The sequence below is a fragment of the Exiguobacterium sp. NPDC077395 genome, assembly GCF_050269125.1.
Classification (GTDB): domain Bacteria; phylum Bacillota; class Bacilli; order Exiguobacteriales; family Exiguobacteriaceae; genus Exiguobacterium; species Exiguobacterium aestuarii_A.
This window is the reverse complement of record NZ_JBNNHU010000001.1, coordinates 1744488-1768885: the sequence shown is the minus strand read 5'-3', so window position 1 is coordinate 1768885 and position 24398 is coordinate 1744488. Positions and strand designations below refer to the sequence as shown.

General features: G+C 50.1%; 19 protein-coding genes, 1 other RNA gene, 1 pseudogene and 1 other annotated feature. Of the genes and pseudogenes, 17 read left to right on the top strand and 4 right to left on the bottom strand.

Features of this window, described 5'->3' with window-relative positions; translation table 11 throughout:
- Positions 1 to 26: 26 nt before the first annotated feature.
- The 8 genes and pseudogenes from secD (at position 27) to ACQKD4_RS09050 (ending at position 12660) form a co-directional block, all read left to right on the top strand.
- A pseudogene (gene secD / locus ACQKD4_RS09085) lies at positions 27 to 2244 on the top strand (protein translocase subunit SecD).
- 99 nt (positions 2245 to 2343) lie between these two features.
- The gene (gene recJ, locus ACQKD4_RS09080; RefSeq protein ID WP_427373082.1) at positions 2344 to 4638 is read left to right on the top strand and encodes a single-stranded-DNA-specific exonuclease RecJ; all 2295 of its coding nucleotides are present in this window, start codon (positions 2344 to 2346) and stop codon (positions 4636 to 4638) included.
- 1 nt (position 4639) lies between these two features.
- Positions 4640 to 5158 (top strand): adenine phosphoribosyltransferase, encoded by a 519-nt coding sequence (locus ACQKD4_RS09075; protein WP_074035183.1) that lies wholly within the window; start codon positions 4640 to 4642, stop codon positions 5156 to 5158.
- Between the two features lie 189 nt (positions 5159 to 5347).
- On the top strand, positions 5348 to 7537 hold the full coding sequence (locus ACQKD4_RS09070; RefSeq protein WP_211781458.1) for a RelA/SpoT family protein: 2190 nt from the start codon (positions 5348 to 5350) through the stop codon (positions 7535 to 7537).
- Between the two features lie 16 nt (positions 7538 to 7553).
- Positions 7554 to 7997 carry a D-aminoacyl-tRNA deacylase gene (gene dtd, locus ACQKD4_RS09065; RefSeq protein WP_031421442.1) on the top strand — a complete coding sequence of 148 codons (444 nt, stop codon included), beginning with the start codon at positions 7554 to 7556 and terminating at the stop codon, positions 7995 to 7997.
- A 38-nt stretch (positions 7998 to 8035) separates the two neighbouring features.
- Positions 8036 to 8270, top strand: a binding site (T-box leader).
- Between the two features lie 44 nt (positions 8271 to 8314).
- Complete coding sequence (gene hisS / locus ACQKD4_RS09060; RefSeq protein ID WP_251126098.1) at positions 8315 to 9595, top strand: histidine--tRNA ligase; 1281 nt, start codon at positions 8315 to 8317, stop codon at positions 9593 to 9595.
- The gene (gene aspS / locus ACQKD4_RS09055; protein ID WP_427373081.1) at positions 9592 to 11364 is read left to right on the top strand and encodes an aspartate--tRNA ligase; all 1773 of its coding nucleotides are present in this window, start codon (positions 9592 to 9594) and stop codon (positions 11362 to 11364) included. The genes hisS and aspS overlap by 4 nt, the downstream gene beginning before the upstream one ends.
- Positions 11365 to 11481: 117 nt before the next feature.
- Positions 11482 to 12660 (top strand): hypothetical protein, encoded by a 1179-nt coding sequence (locus ACQKD4_RS09050; protein WP_427373080.1) that lies wholly within the window; start codon positions 11482 to 11484, stop codon positions 12658 to 12660.
- Between the two features lie 114 nt (positions 12661 to 12774).
- Here ACQKD4_RS09050 and ACQKD4_RS09045 read toward each other — a convergent pair whose 3' ends face one another.
- Positions 12775 to 12996: a hypothetical protein gene (locus ACQKD4_RS09045; RefSeq protein ID WP_427373079.1), complete on the bottom strand. Its 222-nt coding sequence runs from the start codon at positions 12994 to 12996 to the stop codon at positions 12775 to 12777.
- Positions 12969 to 13319 (bottom strand): iron-sulfur cluster biosynthesis family protein, encoded by a 351-nt coding sequence (locus ACQKD4_RS09040; RefSeq protein ID WP_214748512.1) that lies wholly within the window; start codon positions 13317 to 13319, stop codon positions 12969 to 12971. Before ACQKD4_RS09040 ends, ACQKD4_RS09045 begins: the two co-directional genes overlap by 28 nt.
- Positions 13320 to 13439: 120 nt before the next feature.
- Here ACQKD4_RS09040 and ACQKD4_RS09035 point away from each other — a divergent pair, with 120 nt between their 5' ends.
- Positions 13440 to 15152, top strand: a complete 1713-nt coding sequence (locus tag ACQKD4_RS09035) for an ABC transporter ATP-binding protein (RefSeq protein WP_214875321.1) — start codon at positions 13440 to 13442, stop codon at positions 15150 to 15152.
- A gap of 101 nt (positions 15153 to 15253) precedes the next feature.
- Positions 15254 to 16294, top strand: a complete 1041-nt coding sequence (locus tag ACQKD4_RS09030; RefSeq protein ID WP_427373078.1) for an alcohol dehydrogenase family protein — start codon at positions 15254 to 15256, stop codon at positions 16292 to 16294.
- Positions 16295 to 16320: 26 nt separating this feature from the next.
- On the opposite strand, the gene ACQKD4_RS09025 is transcribed toward ACQKD4_RS09030, so the two are convergent.
- Positions 16321 to 16914, bottom strand: coding sequence for a YczE/YyaS/YitT family protein (locus ACQKD4_RS09025; protein ID WP_427373077.1), 594 nt, complete (start codon positions 16912 to 16914; stop codon positions 16321 to 16323).
- Between the two features lie 396 nt (positions 16915 to 17310).
- Here ACQKD4_RS09025 and ACQKD4_RS09020 point away from each other — a divergent pair, with 396 nt between their 5' ends.
- From ACQKD4_RS09020 to ACQKD4_RS09010, 3 genes are all read left to right on the top strand, one after another.
- Positions 17311 to 18525, top strand: a complete 1215-nt coding sequence (locus ACQKD4_RS09020) for a DASH family cryptochrome (protein ID WP_427373076.1) — start codon at positions 17311 to 17313, stop codon at positions 18523 to 18525.
- A 74-nt stretch (positions 18526 to 18599) separates the two neighbouring features.
- A non-coding RNA gene (gene ssrS / locus ACQKD4_RS09015) (6S RNA) lies at positions 18600 to 18786 on the top strand.
- Positions 18787 to 18881: 95 nt separating this feature from the next.
- Positions 18882 to 19649 (top strand): tRNA threonylcarbamoyladenosine dehydratase, encoded by a 768-nt coding sequence (locus tag ACQKD4_RS09010; RefSeq protein WP_214819470.1) that lies wholly within the window; start codon positions 18882 to 18884, stop codon positions 19647 to 19649.
- Between the two features lie 12 nt (positions 19650 to 19661).
- On the opposite strand, the gene ACQKD4_RS09005 is transcribed toward ACQKD4_RS09010, so the two are convergent.
- Positions 19662 to 20978, bottom strand: a complete 1317-nt coding sequence (locus tag ACQKD4_RS09005; RefSeq protein ID WP_427373075.1) for a replication-associated recombination protein A — start codon at positions 20976 to 20978, stop codon at positions 19662 to 19664.
- A 60-nt stretch (positions 20979 to 21038) separates the two neighbouring features.
- On the opposite strand from ACQKD4_RS09005, the gene cymR reads away from it, so the two are divergent.
- Genes cymR through ACQKD4_RS08985 form a run of 4 tightly spaced genes read left to right on the top strand, consistent with a single transcriptional unit; the run spans position 21039 to position 24393 of the window.
- Complete coding sequence (gene cymR / locus ACQKD4_RS09000; RefSeq protein WP_214695418.1) at positions 21039 to 21446, top strand: cysteine metabolism transcriptional regulator CymR; 408 nt, start codon at positions 21039 to 21041, stop codon at positions 21444 to 21446.
- A gap of 18 nt (positions 21447 to 21464) precedes the next feature.
- A complete protein-coding gene (locus ACQKD4_RS08995; protein WP_427373074.1) occupies positions 21465 to 22601 on the top strand; it encodes a cysteine desulfurase family protein in 1137 nt (378 codons plus the stop codon).
- Positions 22602 to 23723, top strand: coding sequence for a tRNA 2-thiouridine(34) synthase MnmA (gene mnmA / locus ACQKD4_RS08990; RefSeq protein ID WP_427373073.1), 1122 nt, complete (start codon positions 22602 to 22604; stop codon positions 23721 to 23723).
- Complete coding sequence (locus tag ACQKD4_RS08985) at positions 23644 to 24393, top strand: tetratricopeptide repeat protein (RefSeq protein ID WP_271305074.1); 750 nt, start codon at positions 23644 to 23646, stop codon at positions 24391 to 24393. Before mnmA ends, ACQKD4_RS08985 begins: the two co-directional genes overlap by 80 nt.
- Positions 24394 to 24398: the final 5 nt, after the last annotated feature.

Genomic DNA, 24398 nt, shown 5'->3' with positions numbered 1-24398 from the left:
CAGTGGTTTAGAAAGGAAATAGTCGTATGTACAAAAAAGGCAACATTGCGATTTTCGCGATCATCATGATTGCGACAATCCTGCTCGCTGTGTTCTCGACACCTTGGGTCGTCAAGAACACGAACCTCGGACTCGACTTAAAAGGTGGATTCGAAGTTTTGTATGAAGTACAACCTCTCGAAGACGGCGACGTCATCGACGAGTCGGCGATGAATGCAACCGTTCGCGCCATCAACAACCGAATCAACGTCCTCGGGGTTTCCGAACCGGACGTTCGAATCGAAGAGAACAATCGAATCCGTGTCCAGCTCGCTGGCGTATCGAACCAAAACGAAGCGCGCGAAGTCATCTCGTCAACAGCACAATTGACGTTCCGTGACGTGGATGACAACGTCTTGCTCGACGGGAAAGATTTGGCTCCTCGTGGCGCGGCACTCAGCTACGATCAGCAAGGACAACCAGTCGTTGAGTTGACGCTTCAATCGGCCGATCAGTTTGGCGAAGTGACGTCTGAAATCTCACAACGTCCGGCTCCTGAGAACCGTCTCGTCATCTGGCTCGATTACGAAGAAGGCGACACATACGAAGAAGAGATTCAAAAAGAAAACTCGAAAATCGTGTCGGACGCTTCTGTAAATGGTCCGATCTTGTCAGATAAAGCGATTATCTCGGGTGGCGGGATTGATGCGGAGAGCGGACAACGCCTTGCCGACATCTTGAACGCAGGGGCACTCCCGGTCAAACTCGATGAAATTTACTCGACGTCGGTATCGGCTCAGTTCGGTCAAGACGCATTAGAAGAAACGGTATTTGCCGCTACAATCGGGATTGTTGCCGTATTCATCTTCATGTTGTTCTTCTATCGTCTACCAGGACTCGTGTCGATCATCACGCTTGTACTGTATATTAACTTAATCATGTTGTTCTTCAATGGAATCAATGCGGTCTTGACGCTCCCAGGGATTGCGGCACTCGTCCTCGGGGTCGGGATGGCGGTCGATGCGAACATCATCACGGCGGAACGAATCAAAGATGAGCTCCGCTCCGGGAAGTCGGTCTTGTCGGCATTCCGTGCCGGTAACCGTCGTTCCCTCAGTACGATCATTGATGCCAACTTGACGACGCTCATCTCGGCTGCGGTCTTGTTCTACTTTGGACAAAGCTCGGTCAAAGGATTTGCGGTCATGCTCATGATCTCAATCGGGATGACGTTCATCTCGAACGTATTCATCTCACGTTATTTGATGCACCTCCTTGTCTCAAGTCGTCTGTTCGACAAACGAAAAGGATGGTTTGGTGTGAAGGAGAGTGAAATCCGTGAACTTTAAGCTTACTGAATGGAATTACGTCAAACATATGCGCACGATGTTCTTGGTTTCGACGGCAATCGTCGTTCTCGGAATCGGTCTCTTGTTCTTCCGAGGATTGAACCTTGGGATTGACTTCGCCTCAGGAACACGTGTCGAGGTTTTAACGGAAGAACGTGTCTCGCAAGAAGAGTTCACGCAAGCGTTCAATGACGCAGGGATTGACCAAGAGATTTCGAGCGTCCAGTATGCAGATGAAGGACGCTTGGCATATGTGACGTTCGTCGGACAATTGGGTCAAGAAGAAGTCGCGAGCGTCAAGACGGCGTTCACGGAGCAGTTCGGAAACGACCCGAACATCAGCACCGTGTCGGCTCAGGTCGGTCGTGACTTGGCGAAAAATGCCTTGTATGCGGTAGCCGTCGCTTCGATCGGGATCATCCTGTATATCACGGTCCGTTTCCAGTTCTCCTATGCGGTTGCGACCGTGGTGGCGATGTTACACGATGCTTTCTTCATGATCGTCGCATTCTCACTCTTTGGGATTGAGGTCAACTTGTACTTCATCGCAGCGATCCTGACGATTATCGGTTATTCCGTCAACGATACGATCGTTACGTTCGACCGCGTGCGGGAGAATATCACGTCGTATGAAAAAGAACGGAAGATTCGTTCGATGGACGTCTATGAGTCGATCATCAACAAATCGATTCAAGAGACGATTGTCCGTTCGGTCAATACCGTCATCACGGTGCTCGTGACGGCGATCGCCTTGTACGTGTTCGGTGCCGAGTCGATTCGCAGCTTCTCGCTCGCATTGATTATCGGACTCTTCATGGGGATGTACTCATCCATCTTCATCGCATCGTACTTGTGGCTCCTCATCAAACGCACGACGATCAACAAGAAAAAAGATACGCCGGTCACAGAGGCGTAACGAGTGGGTCTCCCTTCAAACGGGAGACCTTTTTAAATGTCAAGACGGCACATCTTTCACGTGGTCTGCTATAATCTACAATTGATTGGAGTGAAGGACATGTACCATTCGAAGAAACAGTGGCTCTACCCGGAAACGAACCCGGACGATGTCACACGTTTACAAAACGAATTAAATATATCAGCACAACTCGCGACGTTGCTTGTTCAGCGTGGACATCAGGATGTAGAAGCGGCCAAGGCATTTTTGTATGCCGAGGAAGAACTCGTCTTTCATGACCCGTATTTGTTTGGACAGATGGAAAAAGTCGTATCCCGGATCAAGCAGGCTGCAGATGAGGGGGAGATGGTACTCATCTATGGCGACTATGATGTCGATGGTGTCAGTGCCTCTTCGGTCATGTGGCACGCCTTGACCGAAATCGGTGTCATGGCCGAGTGCTATATCCCAAACCGTTTCACGGAAGGGTATGGACCGAACAAGGAAGCGTTCCAATGGGCAGCGAACGAAGGGTTCACCTTGGTGATCACAGTGGACTGTGGAATCTCAGGGATTGAAGAAGCGACACTGTTAAAAGACCTTGGTGTCGATTTGATCATCACCGACCACCACGAGCCGAAGGAGACACTCCCAGACGCGTATGCCATCATCCACCCACACATCGACCCGAGATATCCATACGATAAACTCGCCGGTGCAGGTGTCGCCCTCAAAGTGGCGCATGCCGTTTTAGGAAGAATGCCAGAGGAACTCCTTGATTTGGCCGTCCTCGGAACGATTGCTGACCTCGTCCCACTCGACGGTGAGAACCGATTGCTCGCGAAAAAAGGAATCGCGGCACTCGAAGCCTCGAAACGACCTGGCATTTTAGCATTACGTGAAGTGTGTGGTCTCGGTGATAGTGTGTTAAACGAAGAATCGGTCGGTTTCGCGTTCGGTCCACGGATCAATGCGGCGGGACGTCTCGATTCAGCGATGCCGGCGCTGCAAATGCTCCTTGCCGAACACGTCGAAGAAGCGCTCGAACTTGCGAAACAGCTCGATAAGCAGAATAAACAACGTCAAGACATCGTCAAAACGATTACGGCTGAAGCGAAAGAACTCGTCGAGGCATCGATGACCGAGGACCGTGTGCTCGTCGTCGCGAGTGAGAAGTGGAACCCGGGTGTCGTCGGGATCGTCGCCTCTCGTCTCGTCGAGGCGTACTATCGTCCGGTCATTCTCCTTTGCCACGACCCGGAGACGGGCAAGGCGAAAGGATCGGGTCGCTCGATTGATGGGTTTGACCTATTTAAAGAACTCTCGAAAAATGAAGACATCTTGCCGCACTTCGGGGGGCATCCGGCCGCTGCTGGGATGACGCTTCAGTCCGAGAACGTCGCCGAACTGCGCGAACGACTGAATCGCCAAGCAGATGGGATTCCAGATGACGTATTCGTGCCGCGGGTCAACGTCGATTTGAAGCTGACGGTCAATGACGTCTCGCTCGATTTGATTTCAGAGATTGCGAAACTGGCGCCGTTCGGCATGGGCAACCCGTCTCCACGCGTCGTCGTCGCAGATGCGAAACTTCGTGACATTCGTCAAATCGGACGCGATGCGACACACTTGAAAGTGCAGCTCGCCGGAGACAAGCGTGAGCTCGACGGCATCGGCTTCGGTTTCGGACATGTCGTCTCGGAAATCTCACAGATGGCTCACATTTCGGTGATGGGCAGTCTTCAAGTGAATGAATGGAACGGGATGCGAAAGCCTCAACTCATGATTCAAGACTTACGCGTCGATGACTTCCAAGTGTTTGACTATCGCGGGAAGAAAAAATCGGTACAAGAGCTGAAGGACTTACCGAAAGAACATACGTCGTTCTTATCGTTCCAGGGAACAACGGAAGACTACCCGCTCCATGAAGGAGATGAGCCGCTCAATCGTTTCGTCGTCCTGCTCGATTTGCCTGACGATGAAGACGTTCTTGCGGAAAAACTCCATGAAGGCGTCGAGCGTATTTATTGCGCGTTCGGTCAAGGAGACTCGTTCTTTGAACGACTTCCTTCGCGTGAGGATTTCCGAACGTATTACGTACACATGGCGACATGCGAACGGAAAAATCTACGTGAAAACCTGATTCGTCTGTCAAAAGAGCGAAAATGGTCAAAAAATACGATTCAATTTATGCATCAAGTATTCTCTGAACTCGAATTTCTTGTTACAATGGAAGACGGACTGCCTGGAGTCAATCCAGAAGCACCGAAACGCGATTTGACCGAGGCGCCGTGCTATCAACGCCGGATTGGGCGCCAACAACTCGAAGAGCGTTTCGTATACGCGTCATTGGCGGAGCTCAAAGAGCGGTTACAATCGTTGCGATCGAACAAGATGCAGGAGGCATACACATAAAATGGATTTCAAACATCATATTAAAGAAGTAGCGGATTACCCGAAGGAAGGAATCAGCTTCAAAGACATCACGTCACTCATGCAAAATGGCGAAGTCTACAAGAAATCGGTAGATGAGCTCGTCGCTTATGCACGTGAACGTGGAGCAGAGTTGATTGCTGGACCGGAAGCGCGCGGATTTGTCGTCGGTTGCCCGGCAGCATATGCACTTGAACTCGGGTTCGTACCTGTACGTAAAGAAGGAAAGTTACCACGTGAGACAGTACGTGTATCATACGGTCTCGAGTACGGAACAGACATCTTAACGATGCACAAAGATTCAATCCAACCTGGACAACAAGTCGTCATCCTCGACGACTTGCTCGCAACAGGTGGTACGATTGAAGCGACAATCAAAATGATTGAACAACTCGGTGGAGTTGTGGCAGGAATCGGGTTCTTGATTGAACTCGACGGACTCGGTGGACGTGAGCGTCTTGAAGGATATGACGTCTTCTCACTCATCCGATACGAAGACTAATGTTTAAACGGGAAGCATATGCTTCCCGTTTTTGAATAGTTTTTGAGGAAAATAACCTACAACCTTTGACAGGTCGTCAGATTTTTTCGATAATGGTTATAAAAATTAGAGAATCTTGTATATAAACTACTACCATGCTGCGACGAATCTGAGTCGATTGGAGCGGTAAGAAAAAGGGTGTCGAATGTTATGACCAAAAAACAAATCGTAAGTATTGAGGATCTTCTCGACGCGCTCGGGGAGTATATGGGTGACGACGATATAGCCGAAGTGAAACGCGCTTACGAATACGCAAAACTTCATCATACCGGTCAGTTCCGACGTTCGGGCGAGCCCTATATCCTCCATCCGGTCCAAGTGGCCGGTATTCTCGTTGATATCGGCTTAGATGCCACGACGATTATCGGAGCGCTTTTACATGATGTTGTCGAAGATACGGACATTTCGTTACAGCAATTGACGGACGACTTTGGTCCGGACGTGGCCATGCTCGTCGATGGCGTCACGAAACTTGGTAAGATTAAATACAAGTCGAAAAAAGAAGAACTCGCCGAGAACCATCGGAAGATGATTATCGCGATGGCAGAAGACGTGCGCGTCATCTTGATCAAACTCGCGGACCGTCTTCACAACATGCGGACACTTCAGCATATGCCGAAAGAAAAGCAAGTGCAAAAGGCCGAAGAAACGCTTGAAATCTTTGCCCCGCTCGCACACCGGATGGGGATCTCGACGATCAAGTGGGAGCTCGAGGATATTTCGTTACGTTATATCAACCCGCAGCAATACTACAAGATCGTCTCGATGATGAAACAGAAGCGGACGGAACGAGAAGCGCTCGTCACTTCTGTCATCACGGAAGTGAACGGAGTTCTTGAAGAAGTGCATATTGATGCCGACGTGAACGGCCGACCGAAACATATCTATTCCATCTACAATAAGATGGTGAAGCATAAAAAAGAATTCAATGAAATTTATGATTTGATGGCGGTCCGCATTATCGTCGACTCGATTCGCGATTGTTATGCGGTACTTGGGATCATCCATACGCAATACAAGCCGATGCCAGGGCGCTTCAAAGATTATATCGCCATGCCGAAGCCGAACATGTACCAGTCGCTCCATACGACCGTGATCGGTCCGAAAGGTGAACCGCTTGAAGTCCAGATTCGGACGAAAGACATGCATTTCATCGCCGAGTTCGGGATTGCGGCACACTGGGCGTATAAAGAAGGCAAAAACGTCTCGACGAACGGGTTTGACGAGAAGATTGCGCACCTTCGTGAGATTCTTGAGCTTCAAAAAGATACGACCGATGCCGAGGAATTCATGGAGTCGCTTAAAGTCGACTTCTTTAGTGATATGCTCTATGTCTTCACACCAAAAGGGGACGTATTCGAATTGCCGAAAGGCTCTGTCCCGATCGACTACGCCTACCGGATCCATACGGAGATCGGCCATCGGATGACAGGTGCGAAAGTGAACGGTCGGATGGTCCCGCTCGACTACAAACTCGAGACGGGTGACATCATTGAAATCATCACGTCGAAGCACAGTTATGGACCGAGTAAGGACTGGTTGAAACTCGCTGTTTCGAGTCAGGCGAAGAACAAGATTCGTCAATGGTTCAAACGTCAACAGCGTGAAGAGAACGTCGAGAAAGGGAAAGATCTCGTCGAGGCAGAAATCAAGAAGCTTGGTTTTGAACCGAAAGAGATTATCGATGAGCCGGCACTCAGTATCGTCGTCGAGAAGTTCAACTTCGGGAACGAGGAAGAGATGTATGCCGCTGTCGGTTACCAAGGCATCACGGCCGCTCAAGTCGCACATAAATTGACGGAAAAACAGCGGAAAGAGCCGAAACTCGAACTTTCTGAAGCGATCAGCGAACTAAAAGTCAGTCAGGCACCGAAGAAGAAAACGACGGAAGCGGGCGTAACGGTCAAAGGAATCGACAATATGCTCGTCCGTATGAGCCGTTGCTGTAACCCGGTCCCGGGAGATGAAATCGTCGGATATATCACCCGTGGACGCGGGGTCTCGATTCACCGGAAAGACTGCTTGAACATCGTCAACGAGCAACATCCGGAGCGTCTCCTTGACGTCGAATGGGAAGTCGGACAGGCGAAAGAGAAGAACTATAACGTCGATATTGAGATCACGGGATATGATCGTTCAGGTCTCTTGAACGACGTCCTTCAAGCAGTATCGGCGACGAATACGAATATCGTGGCCGTCAGCGGTCGGGGCGACCAAAACAAACAAGCCCGCATCTCGATGACGATCTCGATTCCGAACGTGAATCACTTGCAGAAAGTCGTCGAGCGCATCAAACAAATCTCAGACGTGTATTCGGTCAGCCGAGTCATGATGACGTGACGAAAGGAAGAGGAACGTGCGTGTATTATTGCAACGAGTGAAAGAAGCATCGGTCACAGTCGAGGAAGAAGTCGTCGGGGCAATCAACGCCGGATACTTGCTTCTCGTCGGTGTGACACATGAAGATACTGAAGAAGAAGTGAACTGGCTCGCCGATAAGGTGACCGGACTTCGCGTCTTCGAGGACGATCAAGAAAAGATGAACTTATCGATTCAAGATGTGTCCGGTCAAATCTTGTCGGTCTCGCAATTCACATTGTATGGAGATACGATGAAAGGACGGCGACCTGCTTTTACAAAGGCCGCAAAACCGGACATGGCCGAGACGCTCTATGAAAAATTCAATGAGCGACTCCGGTCAAACGGGCTCGTCGTCGAGACGGGACGCTTCGGTGCGATGATGGACGTCGCACTCGTCAATGACGGACCGGTCACACTCATGCTCGAAAAAAACGCTTGACAGATGCCGGCTTGATTCGGCATCATGAAGCATATAGTCAAACACCTATGATAAAGAAGAGTACGGTCAACCCACCAGCAAAGAGAGCGATGCCTTGGCTGAAAGCATCGACTGGATGATGACCCGAACGACACTTTGGAGGTGCTCCCTTGAAAATAAGTAGGGGGAGCCGTCTCATCGGGCGTTAACCGATTTCGAGTGGCAGAGTTTCAAGTAATGGCTCTGCAACGAGGGTGGTACCACGGGAAACTTACACAGGCTCTCGTCCCTTTGCGGACGAGGGCCTTTTTGTATTTTTTAAGGAGGGAAATGTGATGATGAAAGCACCACGCGGTACACAAGACCTGCTTCCGGGCACGGTCGAGACGTGGCAATATGTCGAGGAAAAACTTCGCGACATGAGCGCCCGTTACAACTATAAAGAGATCCGCACACCAATCTTTGAAACAACGAACCTGTTCACACGCAGTGTCGGGGAAACGACGGACATCGTACAAAAAGAGATGTTCACACTCGTGAAGAAAGGGAAAGACGAGTACACACTTCGCCCAGAAGGAACGGCATCTGTCGTCCGTGCGTTCGTGACGAACAAACTGTTCGGAAATCCGGACCAACCGACGAAGCTCTACTACATGGGACCGATGTTCCGCTATGAGCGTCCGCAAAAAGGCCGCTTCCGTCAGCTTCACCAATACGGTGTCGAAGCAATCGGCAGTAGCGACCCTGCCGTTGACGCTGAGGTCATCAGCCTCGCCTACTCGATCTACAAGTCGTTTGGGCTTCAGAAAATCAAAGTCGTCGTCAACTCGCTTGGGGACGCGGAAAGCCGCAACGCCCACCGCGATGCACTCATCCGTCACTTCGAGCCGGTGGCAGACGAACTTTGCCAAGACTGCCAGTCACGTCTTTACAAGAACCCGCTTCGCATCTTGGATTGTAAGGTCGACCGCGATCACCCGTCGATGAAGACAGCACCGTCAATCCTTGAATATTTGAACGAAGAATCGAAAGCCTATTTCGACCAAGTGCTCGCACAGCTCGACGCACTCGGTGTCGCTTATGAAGTCGACCCGACGCTCGTTCGTGGGCTCGATTATTACACACACACGGCGTTTGAAATCATGTCTGAGGCAGAAGGGTTCGGAGCCATCACGACACTTTGTGGCGGTGGACGCTACAACGGTCTCGTACAAGATATCGGCGGACCGGACATGCCGGGAATCGGTTTCGGGATCGGGTTGGAACGCCTCATCCTCGCATTGGAGAATGAAGGAGTTTTACCTGAACTCGAGACAGGTCTTGATGTCTTCATCGTTGCGCAAGGTGAGAAGGAAGTTGAACTAACGGCGACACGCCTCTTGCAACTCCTCCGCATGGAAGGGTTCAAGGCTGACCGTGATTACCAAGGACGCAAGTTCAAAGGACAATTCAAACAGGCGGACCGCCTGAAAGCCAAGTTCACAGTCATCTTAGGGGATGACGAAGTCGAGCGCGGGGCAGCCGCCTTGAAAGATATGACGACTGGTGAACAAGTCGACGTGCCACTCTCGGCCGTCGCAGACAAAATTCGTGAACTATCGGAAGGAGCAGGACAATGATCGGACGCACACATATGAACGGCCGCGTGACAGAGTCACTCATCGGCCAAGAAGTACAATTAAAAGGATGGGTACAAAAACGACGTGACCTCGGGGGACTCATCTTCATCGACCTTCGTGACCGCACAGGGATCGTCCAAGTCGTCGTACGCCCGGAAAACGAAGCAGTCCACCAACTCGCGGAAACGATTCGTAGCGAATATGTCCTCGACGTGAAAGGAACGGTTCTCGAACGTGAGAACAAGAACCCGAACATGCCGACAGGAAACATCGAAGTCATCGCGTCTGAGATCAACATCTTGAACGCGGCGAAGATGACACCAATCCCGATCGGTGATGAAGCGGAAAACGTCTCAGAAGACCTTCGCCTCAAATACCGTTACCTCGACCTTCGTCGTCCAGCGCTTCAAGAGACGTTCCGTCTCCGCTCGAAGACGTCGAACACGATTCGTAACTTCTTGACGGAGCAAGAGTTCCTCGAAGTCGAAACACCGATTTTGACGAAGTCGACACCAGAAGGCGCACGTGACTATCTCGTACCGAGCCGTGTCCACGGTGGTGAGTTCTACGCACTCCCACAATCACCACAGCTCTTCAAACAGTTGCTCATGGTCGCAGGATTTGACCGTTACTTCCAAATCGCACGCTGCTTCCGTGACGAAGACCTTCGTGCAGACCGTCAACCTGAGTTCACGCAAGTCGACATCGAGACGAGCTTCATGGACATCGAAGACTTGATGGCGATGATGGAATCAATGATGGGACAAGTCATGGAATCGACGCTCGGTCGCACGGACACACCAGCGAAATTTGAACGCATGACTCATGAAGAAGCGATGCGCCGTTTCGGTTCAGATAAACCGGACACACGTTTCGGCCTCGAACTCATCGACGTAGCTGACGCCGTTAAAGGTGCGGGCTTCAAAGTATTCGACGCCGCACTCGAATCAAACGGGCAAGTCAAAGCAATCAATGTCAAAGGTGAGGCGGACAACTTCTCACGTAAAGACATCGACAAGCTTCAAGAGTTCACAGCGGTCTACGGTGCGAAAGGTCTCGCATGGCTCAAAGTGACAGCGGAAGGCTTGAACGGTCCGATCGCGAAGTTCTTCGACGAAACGTACGCACAGAAGTTGATCGAAGCAACGAATGCAGAAGCGGGTGACCTTCTTCTCTTCGTCGCATCGAAACCAATTGTCGTCGCAGACAGCCTTGGCGCACTCCGCGTCAAACTCGGACACGACCTCGGTCTCATCGACGAGTCGAAATTCAACTTCCTATGGGTGACAGACTTCCCACTCGTGACGTTTGAAGAAGAAGACGGTCGTTTCTATGCGAACCACCACCCGTTCACGATGCCAAACCGTGAAGACCTTCACCTTCTCGAGACAGACCCGGCAAGCGTACGCGCCATCGCGTATGACCTCGTCTTGAACGGTTACGAGCTCGGCGGTGGTTCACAGCGTATTTACGAGCGTGACATCCAGGAGCGCATGTTCAAATTGCTCGGCTTCACGCAAGAAGAAGCAGTTGAACAGTTCGGATTCTTACTCGAAGCGTTCGAATACGGTACACCACCACACGCGGGAATCGCACTCGGTCTCGACCGTCTCGTCATGATTCTTGCTGGTCGTTCGAACCTTCGCGACACGATTGCCTTCCCGAAAACGGCTTCGGCAAGCGACTTGCTCACGCAAGCACCGAGCCCGGTCGCGGACGCGCAACTTGAAGAGTTGTCGATTCGTACGGCAGTAAAAGAGAAAAAATAATACGCTTAAACAGGATTCGTCGTTCTCGGCGAATCCTTTTTTATATTTTTCTGACAAATTTGTATAAGGTTATGATACGATTATGGAATAAAATGTATTTTGAAAGTAGGGGAAATGTTGAAGCGAATTAATACGTTGGCATTAGGGGTATGTCTAGGGGTTGCAACGATGTTATCCGGGTGTACGGATGACAGAAAAGCTGCACCAGAAGTGGAAGAGGTTGTTCAAAAGACGGAGTCGACGACAGAATCGACACCGGATGCACCAGCAACATCCGAACCGGAGGAAACATCGGAACCAGCCATCCGTTTACAAAGTGCGGGAGAGAGCGAACCGATTGGGGAAGTGGAATCGTATGACTTATCTTTATTCTTTGCAGATCAAGTACCGATGATCGCACCAGAGCACATCACTGGCAACCGAATCGTCTATACGGAGTTGATTGAAGAAAGCAGCAGTCAAATAAATGTGTACGATACGGAGCGTAATACAAACGATCTTATTCATACGTCCTCAAAAACGATTGGGAATCTTGTCGGGATTCAAGATGAAGTGTTTTGGGTTGAATATGCACAGGCTGAAGGGTATGCATATGAATGGTCGATTTTTACGATGTCGTTGGACGAACAAAAACCTGAACAAATAGCGGAAGGGACTAGTCGATTTGAGACGCCCGTTCCTTATGTAACAGCTTCCGATGATACCGTCACATGGGTCGATTATGAGGCGTCGGCGTCGGATACGAAGACGACGGTCATGCAGTTCTCGCCGATGTCTGATTCGATTCAAACGATTGAGGTATTCACGCTCCAAGAAGAGGGAAAGCGTGACGGAGAATATATCTTTGATTATCGCTCGGGTGAGGAAGGATTAATCCTACATAAAAGTGTCTTCAACGAAGGTGACCTGACAAGCCGATTAGTCACGACCGATGGTTCATTTGATGAAGAAGGTGGGGCATTGATTGATTTCGAACGAGGAAGCAAGTTTGTCTCTCTGGGTAAAGAAGGAAGAGTCGAATTTTTATCCGCAACTCCGTCCCCCGTGAAATACGTATATAACGGTTCGCAGAAAAACATTACGTTCGATGCGTTTCGTTATTTGCGTGACGATTATATTTTGTTCCGTGAAGGGATGAATCGATTGCTCATCGCGGATTTAAAAGAAGAGACCGTTTCGTATTTACCGAATGACGGTGGAACGGTATCCAAGCCGGTCTTTAAAGATGGCAAATTAGCGTATGCTGAATTAGATGGTGAGGGATTGGTTCGTTTCTATGTCATTGATGTGAAGTAAAACGATAAATGTCATCGGTAGTACGGTTTTATGAAGAGAGGAGGTTCGCAAATGCGAACCCTTTTCTTTTATATGTAAAAAAGGAAGATTCGTCCCTAAAAGACGGTATCTCCCTTAATTCTTTTCCTCATCGCGCTGCATATACTTTGCTGTTCGTTGCAACGCAAAACCGAATGCAAACAGCGAGGCGATGACTGCGGACATCGTATAGACTGAATCGATGAACGCTAAATAAATCCCAAGCAGCCCGATCCCGAAACTCACGAAAAAGAGAATAAGGAGTTTCGGATGTTGTTTCAGCGTCTGTTTCATCGGCTCGGGACGTTCAACTGACAACCTGTGCCGTCCGTGACGAGAAGGTTCGAATTGAATACTTGTCCGTCACTTTTCAAGACGAGCGTACGACGGTCTTCAAGGAAATCGATTTTCATCTGTTCGTCTAAAAATACTTTCGTCCAGTTTTTGATTAAGATCGGACCAAGGTTCGATTCGATTTCGACGTCTTCTGGGGTTTTCTCCGTGACGTATCGAATTTCGAAAATCCCGCTATTTCCACAGCCGCAACCTTCCGTCTCATAGAAAAGGTGCATTTGTCCCTCACGTTCGCCTTTCAATGACTCGATTCGTTCGAGCGCACGTTCTGTAATGTGTACATGCATGTGTATCACTCCTTACTTTCATTATACGCCGATTGAAAAAAGAATGAAAAAGGGATGCATCCTGTTTTCCACCTTTCGGAAAAAAGCGTACACTTAGAGTGTTGAGAAGGGGGAAAGAGAATGATTTCACGTTTTTTTAGTTATTATCGACCACATAAAAAGCTATTTATCCTCGATTTTTCATTCGCGATTCTCGTCGGATTGCTTGAACTCGGGTTTCCGCTCGCCGTTCAATGGTTCATCGACGACTTGTTGCCGGGTGGGGAATGGAACTGGATCATTATCGTCAGCATTGGTCTGTTGATTCTATACATATTGGCCATGATGATGCAGTATGTCGTCAACTACTGGGGACACAAGCTCGGGATCAACATCGAGACGGACATGCGGGAAGAGTTGTTCACGCATATCCATAAACAGTCGTTCCGCTTCTTTGATAATCATAAGACCGGACATTTGATGAGCCGGGTCACGAACGACTTGTTCGACATCGGGGAAGTGGCGCACCACGGACCGGAAGACTTCTTTATCGCCATCATGACGTTACTCGGTGCGTTCGGGATCATGTTCTCGATTGACCCGGAACTCGCACTCGTCACCGTTGTCGCGGTACCGTTCCTGATCATCATGATCACGTATGCGAATAAGAATATGAACAAGGCGTGGCAAAAGATGTACACGAACATCGGGGAAGTGAACGCCCGTGTCGAGGACAGTGTGTCTGGGGCACGTGTCGTCCAGTCGTTTACGAACGAGGCGTTTGAAATCGGACGTTTCCAAAAAGACAACAACTTTTATCGTGGCTCGAAGATTGAAGCATATCGCGTCATGAGTACATCGCTCGCGGGCATTTATATCACGACGCGTTTGATGACGTTGCTCGTCCTCGTCTACGGGGCGTACTTAACGTACGAGGGTCAGTTATCATACGGACAGCTCGTCGGGTTCATCTTGTACATGAACTTACTTATCAAGCCAATTGAAAAGATCACGGCACTTCTCGAAATGTATCCGAAAGGGATGGCCGGGTTCAAGCGATTCACGCAGTTGCTCGATGAGGAGCCAGACATCGAGAATCGTGCGAATGCGATTGAAGTCGAGACGTTGAAAGGCGATATCGTCTTTGACGACGTCTCGTTTGGCTACTCGGACTACCGTCAAGTGTTGACGGATATTGACTTGTCGATCAAGGCAGGGACGACCGTCGCATTAGTTGGGACGAGCGGAGCGGGTAAAACGACCATCTGTTCACTCATCCCACGCTTTTATGATGTGACGAATGGTGCCATCTCAATCGACGGCATGGATATCCGCGACATGACGAAAGAGAGCTTACGTCGTCAAATCGGAATCGTGCAACAGGACGTCTTCTTGTTTGCGGGTACACTACGTGAGAATATCGCTTACGGGAAGCTCGATGCGACCGATGCGGATATCATGCATGCGGTCGAGAAGGCACATCTTGGGACGCTCGTCGAGGAACTCGAGCACGGTCTCGACACACAAATCGGGGAACGTGGACTGAAGCTCTCGGGTGGTCAGAAACAACGCATCGCCATTGCGCGCATGTTCTTGAAAAATCCGCCGATTTTAATTTTGGATGAGGCGACCTCGGCGCTCGACACGGAAACGGAGGCCATCATTCAAGATTCACTCAATGAACTGGCTGCGAATCGGACGACGCTTATCATCGCCCACCGTTTAGCGACAGTAAAAAACGCCGATCGCATTCTTGTCGTGACGGCGGAAGGAATCGTAGAAGATGGAACGCATGAAGAGCTTAGCCAAAAAGGCGGCGTCTTCACGAACCTATTACAACGTCAACAACTGTAAACGGAAGGTCACCTCTCTAAAAGGTGACCTTTCTGGCGTGATATAGGTGGTTCGTGGGTAAATACATATGGATGAACGAAAGAGAAGGAGGAAGATTCACCATGAAAGCTGTACAAGTCGTAGGATACGGTGATGTCGATCAACTCCAAGTGGTCGATATCCCAAAACCGACACCAAAAACTGGAGAAGTGCTGATCAAGGTACGCGCCTGTGCCATTAACAATACAGAAATATGGATGCGAGAAGGGGCGTACGGAACTGGTGAGAAGTCAGGTTGGCGTCCGGAAGGCGTTCAGTTCCCGCGTATCCCAGGATCGGATATCACAGGAGAAATCGTCGAGCTCGGGGATGGGGTCGACCAAGGGATGATGGGACGACACGTCGTCTTATTCCCGTTCACCTCGAGCGGTCCTGAACGAAAAGAACATTTGTCGGACGATATGTCCTTCATCGGGTCGGAATATGACGGAGGTTACGCAGAATACGTCGCCTGGCCGGCTGACCTTTGTTTTGATATGCCACTCGATGATTTTGTCGAAAGTGCGGTCTTTTCTGTGAGCGGACTCACGGCATGGCATATGAACGAGCAGTTACACATCCGTTCCGGTGAAACGATTGTCGTCACAGGCGCGAGCGGTGGCGTCGGTTCGCTCAACGTTCAAATTGCCGCGAACGTTTTTGGTGCGAAAGTGTTCGCCATCGTCGGTGATTTGAAAAATGAGAAAGAGTTAAAGGCGTTCGGGGCGACGGAAGTCTTTTCTTATCGTTCTGAGACGCTCGCCGAGGACATCATCGCTGCGAACGGAGGACCGGTCGATGCCGTGCTTGACGTTGTCGGGGATGCGTTGTTTGATGTGTCTCTTCAAGTATTGAAGAAGGGTGGGAAGTTCTGTATTTCCGGTTCTGCCGGTGGACAGACGACCCATCTCGATTTCCGGACACTCTACTTGAAGCATATCGCCATGTACGGGTCTGTACTCGGGACACGTCATGAGTTCGCAGAAATGTTGCGGTCGATTGCAGAAGGGAAGCTAAAACCGGTCATTGATCGGACGTTCCCACTCGAAGAGGCGCGTGAGGCACAAACCTATTTCAAACAATCGGGTAAATTCGGAAAAATCGTCTTGATTCCGAACACATAAAAAGAGAGGGGTGATCCCTCTCTTTTTCATGCAAATTTGACTTTCAGGCGATCGATGTAGGCGATGAACAGACGGAAGCGTTCCAACCAGAACTGGAAGAACGGTCCGATGAGGAAGATGGATAGGACGGTACCGAAGAAGAGCGGTCCACCAAGCGCCCAACCGATGAGACAGGCGACCAGCTCCATCCAGGTCCGCATGGAACGGACAGACGTATTAAAACGGTCTGCTAAGGCGAGTGTTAGTCCATCGCGTGGACCGGCTCCATATCCGACAGCGACGTACAAGCCGGCTCCCATCCCCATGACGAATATCCCGAACGTGAGCCAAACGACGTTTACAAATAAGCCATCGAATGTCGGGAGCCATTGCTCGTTTAAGATCAGGTTCATAAATACCCCGACAAAGACCGCGTTGACGAGCGTACCGAATTGAGGGCGGATCCGGTCGAGTATGTATTTGAACAGGACGAGTAGAAGTCCCACGCATAAGATGACAGTTCCGATTGAAATCGGAAGGTGATGGGCAATCCCGATATGGAGGACGTCCCAGGTGGAGACACCGAGATCTGCCGTGATCATGATGGATGACCCGAGTGCGAGTAAGAACAGCCCGGTCATGAAAAGACCCCATTTGAGGAGAATACGTAAAAAGTGGATGGATCGGACTTGCACGAACATCGCCTCGTTTCCATGAAATGATTAATTTATCTTAGCACATTCGATTTGAAAACATGAAAAAAACGCCTCAGCTTGTTGGCTGAGACGTTGGATTCATTTCTTCGGTGATTTCTTTGCTTTGTTCTTTTTATAGTAATCGTAGACGAACGGAGCGACCGCCGTCGCGATTTTAATCAGTGTTCCCATTTTGCCTTTCTTAGCCATTATGCTGCACCCCTTTCTCTTCTAGAACAATATATTCCACACAAATTGATTTTAAAAACATATCTCTAGCACATTCTATTCTTATGGACCGTATATAAACCCATCATACTAAGGAATGGAGGAGGTCTATTTATGAAAACAATCATTTGGTATCAAAACGATTTGCGTGTCGATGATCATTTACCCCTCGAGGAAGCATTGCGTCATGATGATCCGATTGAAGGTCATTACTTTATCAGTCCAAAACAGCTCGTTGAAAATCGTTATGGCGTCATTCCGCTCGGGAGCGAACGACTCCATTTCCTGAAGGAGTCGTTAGAGGATGTGGCCGGTTCATTGGATGCGCTTGGAATCCCATTTTTTGTTCATGTCGGTCATCCGCTCGAAACGCTCGATCCGAATGACCGTCTCTTGTTTCAACGGGCCATCGGGTACAATGAGCGCCGGCGTGAAGATGAGGTGATGAAAAAGTGGAAAGGGGAGTACGAGGCGTTCGCTGGATTCACGTTATTTGAAGAGAATGACATCCCGTTTGAGAAATTGCCGTTTCTCTTTACGGAGTTTCGAAAAGCGGTCGAATATGATGTCCGTCCTCGTGAATTGATCTCCCGAAAAGCGACTGCTGCCACACGCGAGGTAACTTTCCCGTTTCCGATGCAAGAAATCGAGCAGGACCCGAGGTCAGCATTTCCGTTTAAAGGTGGCGAACTGGCAGCAAAGCGTCGATTGAATGACTATTTGTCCGTACCGATTCGAACATATAAAGAGACGAGGAATGGATTTGGGGTCGATGACTCGACGAAGTTGTCTGCGTATTTAGCGAACGGATCGTTATCGCCACGACGGGTATTCTTTGAACTTGAAGCGCATGAACGAACGCATGGAGTGAACGAATCGACCTATTGGCTCTACTTTGAACTCTTGTGGCGTGAATTTTTCCAATGGGTTGCGCTCGAACAAGGGAAGAAATTGTTTCGGGCACAAGGCATTCGGTCGAAACGAAAAGACTGGCGCGTCGAGGCGGATGTCATTGAAAAGTGGCGGCGGGGAGAGACCGGCGTCGATTTCGTTGATGCGTTCATGCGCGAATTGAATGCGACGGGCTGGATGTCCAATCGGGGACGGCAAATCGTGGCCAATTATTTTGCCAAAGAGTTAAAGCAGGACTGGCGCTACGGGGCTGCCTACTTTGAATCGAAACTGATCGATTACGATGTCGCGAGCAATTGGGGGAATTGGGCGTACCAGGCGGGTGTCGGAAACGACTCACGCGACCGACGTTTCAACATCGATCGTCAACAGTTCACGTATGACCCAGATCGTGCGTTTCGTAACAAATGGTTGTGACCAAACTGTCACGAGAAGTCGGTGTTTCTCATTGACTTCTTTTTACAGAAGCGCTATAGTTAAATCAACAGATGGGATACCTGAGGTGTACGAGAGCCGCCTTCGTTATTTTGAGCCAACACTTTGAATACGGGAGACCGAACTGCTAACCAGATCAACTGCCTCATCACGTGCAGGAGGACTTGTGAAGGAAACGCTAGGTCACCCACCTGCATACGCAGGTTCAAAAGCAGGGCATCGTCACGGCACTCCGGGCCCCATCGATTTTTTTGTAAATACGTCGCGAGACGTCTTTTTTTTGATTATAATTCCGAGTAAAATAGTATGAGAAAATAGAATTAGTTGGAGGAAGAAATATGTTACACCAGTTTTCACGAAATGAATTGGCCATCGGCTCTGAAGGCCTTGATGCATTAAAGAATAAAACGGTCGCGATTTTAGGAATTGGTGGCGTCGGCTCGTTTGCGGCAGAGGCACTTGCGCGTAGTGGCGTCGGGCGCATCGTCCTCGTCGACAAAGATGATATCGACATCACGAACGTCAACCGTCAAATCCATGCATTATTGTCGACAGTCGGTCAACCGAAAGTCGAAGCGATGGGGAAACGTCTTCTCGACATTAACCCGGACTTAGACCTTGTCCAATTGAAAATGTTCTATACTGAAGAGACATACGAAGAGTTCTTCGCTCAAAATATCGATTACGTCATCGACGCCTCAGATACGATCATTTATAAGATCCATTTAATCGTGGAATGTAAGCGTCGCGGCATCCCGGTCATCTCGAGTATGGGGATGGCAAACAAGATGGACCCGACACGTATCAAAGTCGTCGACATTAAAGACACGTCATACGACCCGATCGCGAAGATGGTCCGTACCCGTCTACGTAAAGAAAAAATCTACAAAGGTGTTCCGGTCGTCTTCTCAGATGAATCTCCGATCGTGACACGCGAAGACGTGAATGAAGTCGTCGGGAAGAAAGACGCTCCGATCCGCAAAGCGAAGATGCCACCGAGTTCGAACGCCTTCGTCCCATCGGTTGCAGGACTTGTGGCTGCCGGTTACGTCATTAACGATTTGCTCGAAAAAGCGGGCGTCGAAATTAACCGCATCCAAAAATAAAACGACGCTGGCTCATTTCGAGTCGCGTCGTTTTTCCCAATAATCGAGCCGTTTTTGAATCTGTTGCTCGAATCCACGTGGTTTCGGTTTATAGTAGGTTGGTCGTTTTCGGGCTAAGTTTTCTGGCCAGTAGTTTTGAGGAACGAACCCATCTTTTTCATCGTGTGGGTATTTGTATCCGACCCCGTTTCCGAGTTCGCGAGCCCCTGGACTATGAGCATCACGGAGATGTACGGGTACAGGTCCACCCTCAACTGTGCGGACGTGATGGAGTGCCTTGTCGATGGCGGTGATGACCGCATTTGATTTTGGTGCGGTCGCCAAATAGATGACAGCTTCGGCAATTGGGATGCGGGCTTCCGGGAAACCGATGTATTCGCTCGCTCGAGCCGCCGCATCTACGATGAGTAATGCGTTCGGATCGCTCATTCCAATATCTTCGGCGGCATGGACGTAAAGGCGACGCATGATGAAGCGCGGCGATTCGCCAGCCTCGATCATGACGGCTAACCAGTATAGCGCCGCATCAGGATCCGATCCACGAATCGATTTGATAAATGCCGAGATGACGTCGTAATGTCGGTCACCCGTCTTATCGTATTTGATTGACTTCTGTTGAATCGACTCTTCCGCGACCTCGAGCGTGATGTGAATTTGTCCATCTACTTCTGGTGTTGTCAAGACGGCGAGTTCGAGTGCGTTCAATAGGACACGGTAGTCACCATCTGCCATTTTGATATAATGGTCAGCGGCAGCTTCATCCATCTTCACCGGGTAATTTCCGAGCCCACGTGAGTCGTGTAGTGCACGCTCGAGGACGATTCGTAACTCCTCGGCACCTGGTGGCTCAAGCCGAAACACGGTTGCCCGTGACAAGAGGGCTGCGTTCACTTCAAAGCTTGGGTTTTCGGTCGTCGCTCCGATGAGGACGAGCTTTCCGGACTCCAGAGCAGGGAGGAGCGCATCCTGCTGAAGCTTATTAAATCGATGGATCTCATCTAAAAAGAGAATCGTGCGCTCGTCCTCATAGTCAAACCGGGACTCCGCTTCACGAATGACGTTCCGCAATTCATCGAGTTTGGCTGTGACGGCGTTCAATTGGACAAATGTCGCTTTCGTGTAATTCGAAATGACACGGGCGAGTGTCGTCTTCCCAGTGCCAGGCGGACCGTATAGGATAATCGTGCCGAGTCGGTCGGCTTCGATGGCACGGCGAAGTAGCTTGCCCTCACCGATGATATGGCGCTGTCCGATGACGTCATCTAACGTTTCGGGGCGCATGCGGTTGGCGAGCGGTCCGCCATTCGATTGATGAAACAAATCAGGCATACGTAACCATTCCTTTCGACAAACGTTTGTTCGATTAGTATAACAGAAGGAGACTTGAAGATGAAAATATCTACAAAAGGCCGTTATGGCTTAACCATCATGATTGCGTTGGCGCGAGAAACTGACAACAAACCGCTCAGCTTAAAGAAGATTGCGGCACGCCATGAGTTGCCGGAGCATTATTTAGAGCAATTGATCGGTCCACTCCGTAATGGTGGACTCGTTAAGAGTGTACGCGGCGCGTACGGTGGCTATCAGCTCGTCAAACCGGCAGAAGAAGTGACGGCGGGTGAAATCATTCGCTTACTCGAAGGGCCGTTAGCCGTGGTCGAGGAATCTGAAGCAGATGATGCGGTGAAACGGAAGCTTTGGGATAAAATCAAAGAAGCCATCGATACCGTCCTTGACGAAACGACACTCGCCGACCTTGCCGAGGAAGAGTCAGACGGCTATATGTTTTATATTTAAGAACGAGGTGACCCTTACATGAACTATTTTGATCACGCTGCGACGACACCGATGCGACAAGAAGTCCTCGAGGCGATGACCCCTTACTTTTTAGAGACGTACGGCAACGCGTCGAGCATTCACGGAATTGGGCGTAACGCGCGGGCGGCGCTCGATTCGTCACGTCGCGTCCTCGCGAAATGGATCGGTGCTTCACCAAACGAGATTGTCTTTACATCGGGTGGGACGGAGTCGGATAACTATGCCTTGTTCGGTGCGGCATATGCCCATCAGGAAAAAGGCAAACATATCATCACGACAAAAGTCGAGCACCATGCCGTTCTTCATGCGATGGAACAGCTCGAGCGTGAGGGCTTCGAGGTCACGTATCTCGATGTCGATGCGTCGGGATCCGTCACTGTCGACGCTGTGCGTTCAGCCTTACGGGATGACACGATTCTCGTATCGGTCATGTACGGCAATAACGAAGTCGGGACACGCCAACCGATTCAAGAAATCGGTGAGTTGTTACGAGACCATCACGCCATTTTCCATACCGATGCGGTACAAGCGCTCGGTACAGAAATGATTGATGTAAAGGCGATTCATGTCGATTTATTGTCGGCGTCCGCACATAAAGTGAATGGACCAAAAGGTATCGGTTTTCTTTTCATGAAAACAGGTGTAAAATTAGCGTCACGTTCTTTTGGTGGACAACAAGAACGTAAACGTCGAGCCGGCACGGAAAATGTTCCGGGTGCCGTCGGATTCCAAAAAGCAGCTGAACTCGTCATGGCAGAGCGTGAGGACCGAGTGGCTCTCTATGAGTCGCTCGATTTGGCACTACGTCAGCGCCTTGACGAATTAGGCGTATCTTATGAGGTGAACGGATCAGATCGTTTACCTCACATCGTGAACCTATACCTTCCTGGAATTGACCTTGAACCCTTCCTCATCATGATGGATATGCGGGGCATGGCGATTTCAAGCGGAAGTGCCTGCACGGCAGGGTCGGTCGAACCGTCCCATGTATTGTCGGCGATGTACGGGGATTCAGAGCGGACACGTCAGTCTGTTCGAATCAGTTTTGGCCACGGCAACTCGGTCGAGGACGCGAAACGGCTCGCGGAGCGACTACAAGAAGTCGTCTCGACATTTATGAACGGAGTGAGATAGATGAATTTACGCACGAAAGCCCCTGAAGAGACGACGGTCGTCGTCGGGATGTCAGGTGGCGTCGATTCATCGGTGACGGCCCATGTATTGAAAGAACAAGGGTATAACGTCATCGGAATCTTTATGAAAAACTGGGATGACACGGACGAAAATGGTATATGTACGGCGACAGAGGACTATGAAGACGTCATCGCCGTCGCGAACCAAATCGGGATCCCATACTATGCGGTCAACTTTGAAAAAGAATATTGGGACCGTGTCTTTGAGTATTTCTTGGCAGAATATCGTCTCGGTCGTACACCGAACCCGGACGTCATGTGTAACAAAGAAATTAAATTCAAGGCATTCCTTGACCATGCGCTTCGACTCGGTGCGGACTTTGTCGCAACCGGCCATTATGCACAAGTGGAATACGTCGACGGCGAACACCGCTTGTTGCGCGGAAAAGACGACAACAAAGACCAAACGTATTTCTTGAACCAACTGTCTCAAGACCAGCTCGCGCGAACGATGTTCCCGATTGGTCATATGGACAAGAAAGATGTGCGTGTCATTGCTGAAGAAGCAGGGCTCGCGACAGCGAAGAAGAAAGATTCGACCGGAATCTGCTTTATCGGAGAGCGGAACTTCAAGGAGTTCTTGTCGGAATACCTTCCGTCACAGCCAGGTGAAATGCGGACGCTCGACGGTGTCGTCAAAGGACGTCATGACGGGTTGATGTATTATACGCTCGGACAGCGGCACGGTCTCGGAATCGGTGGCGATGGGGACCCTTGGTTCGTCGTCGGGAAAGATGTCGAGAACAACGTCTTGTTCGTCGGACAAGGCTTCCATCACGACGCGCTCTATTCAGATGCGCTCCTCGCTTCGAAACTGTCTTGGACAGGGGCTGCTCCTTCAGGAGAGTTCCGGGCTACGGCGAAGTTCCGCTATCGTCAACAAGACGTGCCGGTCACGGTCGCTCCACTTGAGGGCGGCGAAGTACTCGTCAAGTTCGACGAGCCACAACGTGCCATCACTCCTGGACAAGCGGTCGTCTTCTATGACGGCGACATCTGTCTCGGTGGGGCAACGATTGACGAAGCGTACCGAAACGGAAAACGACTCGACTATATCGGATGAGGTGATTGATATGAACGCAAACGAACAAGGCATCCAAGCGATGCAACAAGGTGAATTCGAACAGGCAGCCAAACATTTCAATGAGGCGATTGAAGCGAACCCGACGGACCCGACTGGTTTCGTCAACATGGGGACGTTGCTTCAGGCGATCAACGATTACGATCGTGCCGTCATCTTTTATGACAAAGCGATTGAACTCGATGGCTCGTTCGGTGCCGCGCATTATGCGAAAGGTGCCCTTGCCTATGAACTCGAGCAATTGGAGACGGCAGAAGCGTCGCTTCGCCAAGCGCTCCTCTCGGGGATGGATGATGCCGATCTTCATTTCATGCTCGGCTTGACGTACAAAGCGATGGGTGACTTCGTTCGTGCGATGCCGCGCCTGCGTGAAGCGAAGAAACAATCGCCGGAAGACGTGGAAATCACGTTCCAATACGGACTTGCACTCGCACAAAGCGAACAGCTTGAAGAAGCGGTCGTCGCGTTAGAAGAGACGCTCGACCTCGATGCGAGCCATACGGATGCCCGTTACAACTTGGCAATCGCGTATGCGTTCTTGGGTGACCAGGAACGGACGTATGCCGAACTTCAACGCGTCTTGGAGATGCAACCGGATCACGAACTCGCACGTGATGCCATCGCGAAGATGGACGCACTGCTCGGGAACTGATCTCT

What these genes read in the sequence shown, in the direction of transcription:
- recJ (WP_427373082.1), top strand. Translation starts at nt 2,344, where the DNA reads ATGTACCATTCGAAGAAACAGTGGCTCTACCCGGAAACGAACCCGGAC.
- ACQKD4_RS09075 (WP_074035183.1), top strand. Translation starts at nt 4,640, where the DNA reads ATGGATTTCAAACATCATATTAAAGAAGTAGCGGATTACCCGAAGGAA.
- ACQKD4_RS09070 (WP_211781458.1), top strand. Translation starts at nt 5,348, where the DNA reads ATGACCAAAAAACAAATCGTAAGTATTGAGGATCTTCTCGACGCGCTC.
- hisS (WP_251126098.1), top strand. Translation starts at nt 8,315, where the DNA reads ATGAAAGCACCACGCGGTACACAAGACCTGCTTCCGGGCACGGTCGAG.
- aspS (WP_427373081.1), top strand. Translation starts at nt 9,592, where the DNA reads ATGATCGGACGCACACATATGAACGGCCGCGTGACAGAGTCACTCATC.
- ACQKD4_RS09040 (WP_214748512.1), bottom strand. Translation starts at nt 13,319, where the DNA reads ATGCATGTACACATTACAGAACGTGCGCTCGAACGAATCGAGTCATTG.
- ACQKD4_RS09035 (WP_214875321.1), top strand. Translation starts at nt 13,440, where the DNA reads ATGATTTCACGTTTTTTTAGTTATTATCGACCACATAAAAAGCTATTT.
- ACQKD4_RS09030 (WP_427373078.1), top strand. Translation starts at nt 15,254, where the DNA reads ATGAAAGCTGTACAAGTCGTAGGATACGGTGATGTCGATCAACTCCAA.
- ACQKD4_RS09025 (WP_427373077.1), bottom strand. Translation starts at nt 16,914, where the DNA reads ATGACCGGGCTGTTCTTACTCGCACTCGGGTCATCCATCATGATCACG.
- ACQKD4_RS09020 (WP_427373076.1), top strand. Translation starts at nt 17,311, where the DNA reads ATGAAAACAATCATTTGGTATCAAAACGATTTGCGTGTCGATGATCAT.
- ACQKD4_RS09010 (WP_214819470.1), top strand. Translation starts at nt 18,882, where the DNA reads ATGTTACACCAGTTTTCACGAAATGAATTGGCCATCGGCTCTGAAGGC.
- ACQKD4_RS09005 (WP_427373075.1), bottom strand. Translation starts at nt 20,978, where the DNA reads ATGCCTGATTTGTTTCATCAATCGAATGGCGGACCGCTCGCCAACCGC.
- cymR (WP_214695418.1), top strand. Translation starts at nt 21,039, where the DNA reads ATGAAAATATCTACAAAAGGCCGTTATGGCTTAACCATCATGATTGCG.
- ACQKD4_RS08995 (WP_427373074.1), top strand. Translation starts at nt 21,465, where the DNA reads ATGAACTATTTTGATCACGCTGCGACGACACCGATGCGACAAGAAGTC.
- mnmA (WP_427373073.1), top strand. Translation starts at nt 22,602, where the DNA reads ATGAATTTACGCACGAAAGCCCCTGAAGAGACGACGGTCGTCGTCGGG.
- ACQKD4_RS08985 (WP_271305074.1), top strand. Translation starts at nt 23,644, where the DNA reads ATGACGGCGACATCTGTCTCGGTGGGGCAACGATTGACGAAGCGTACC.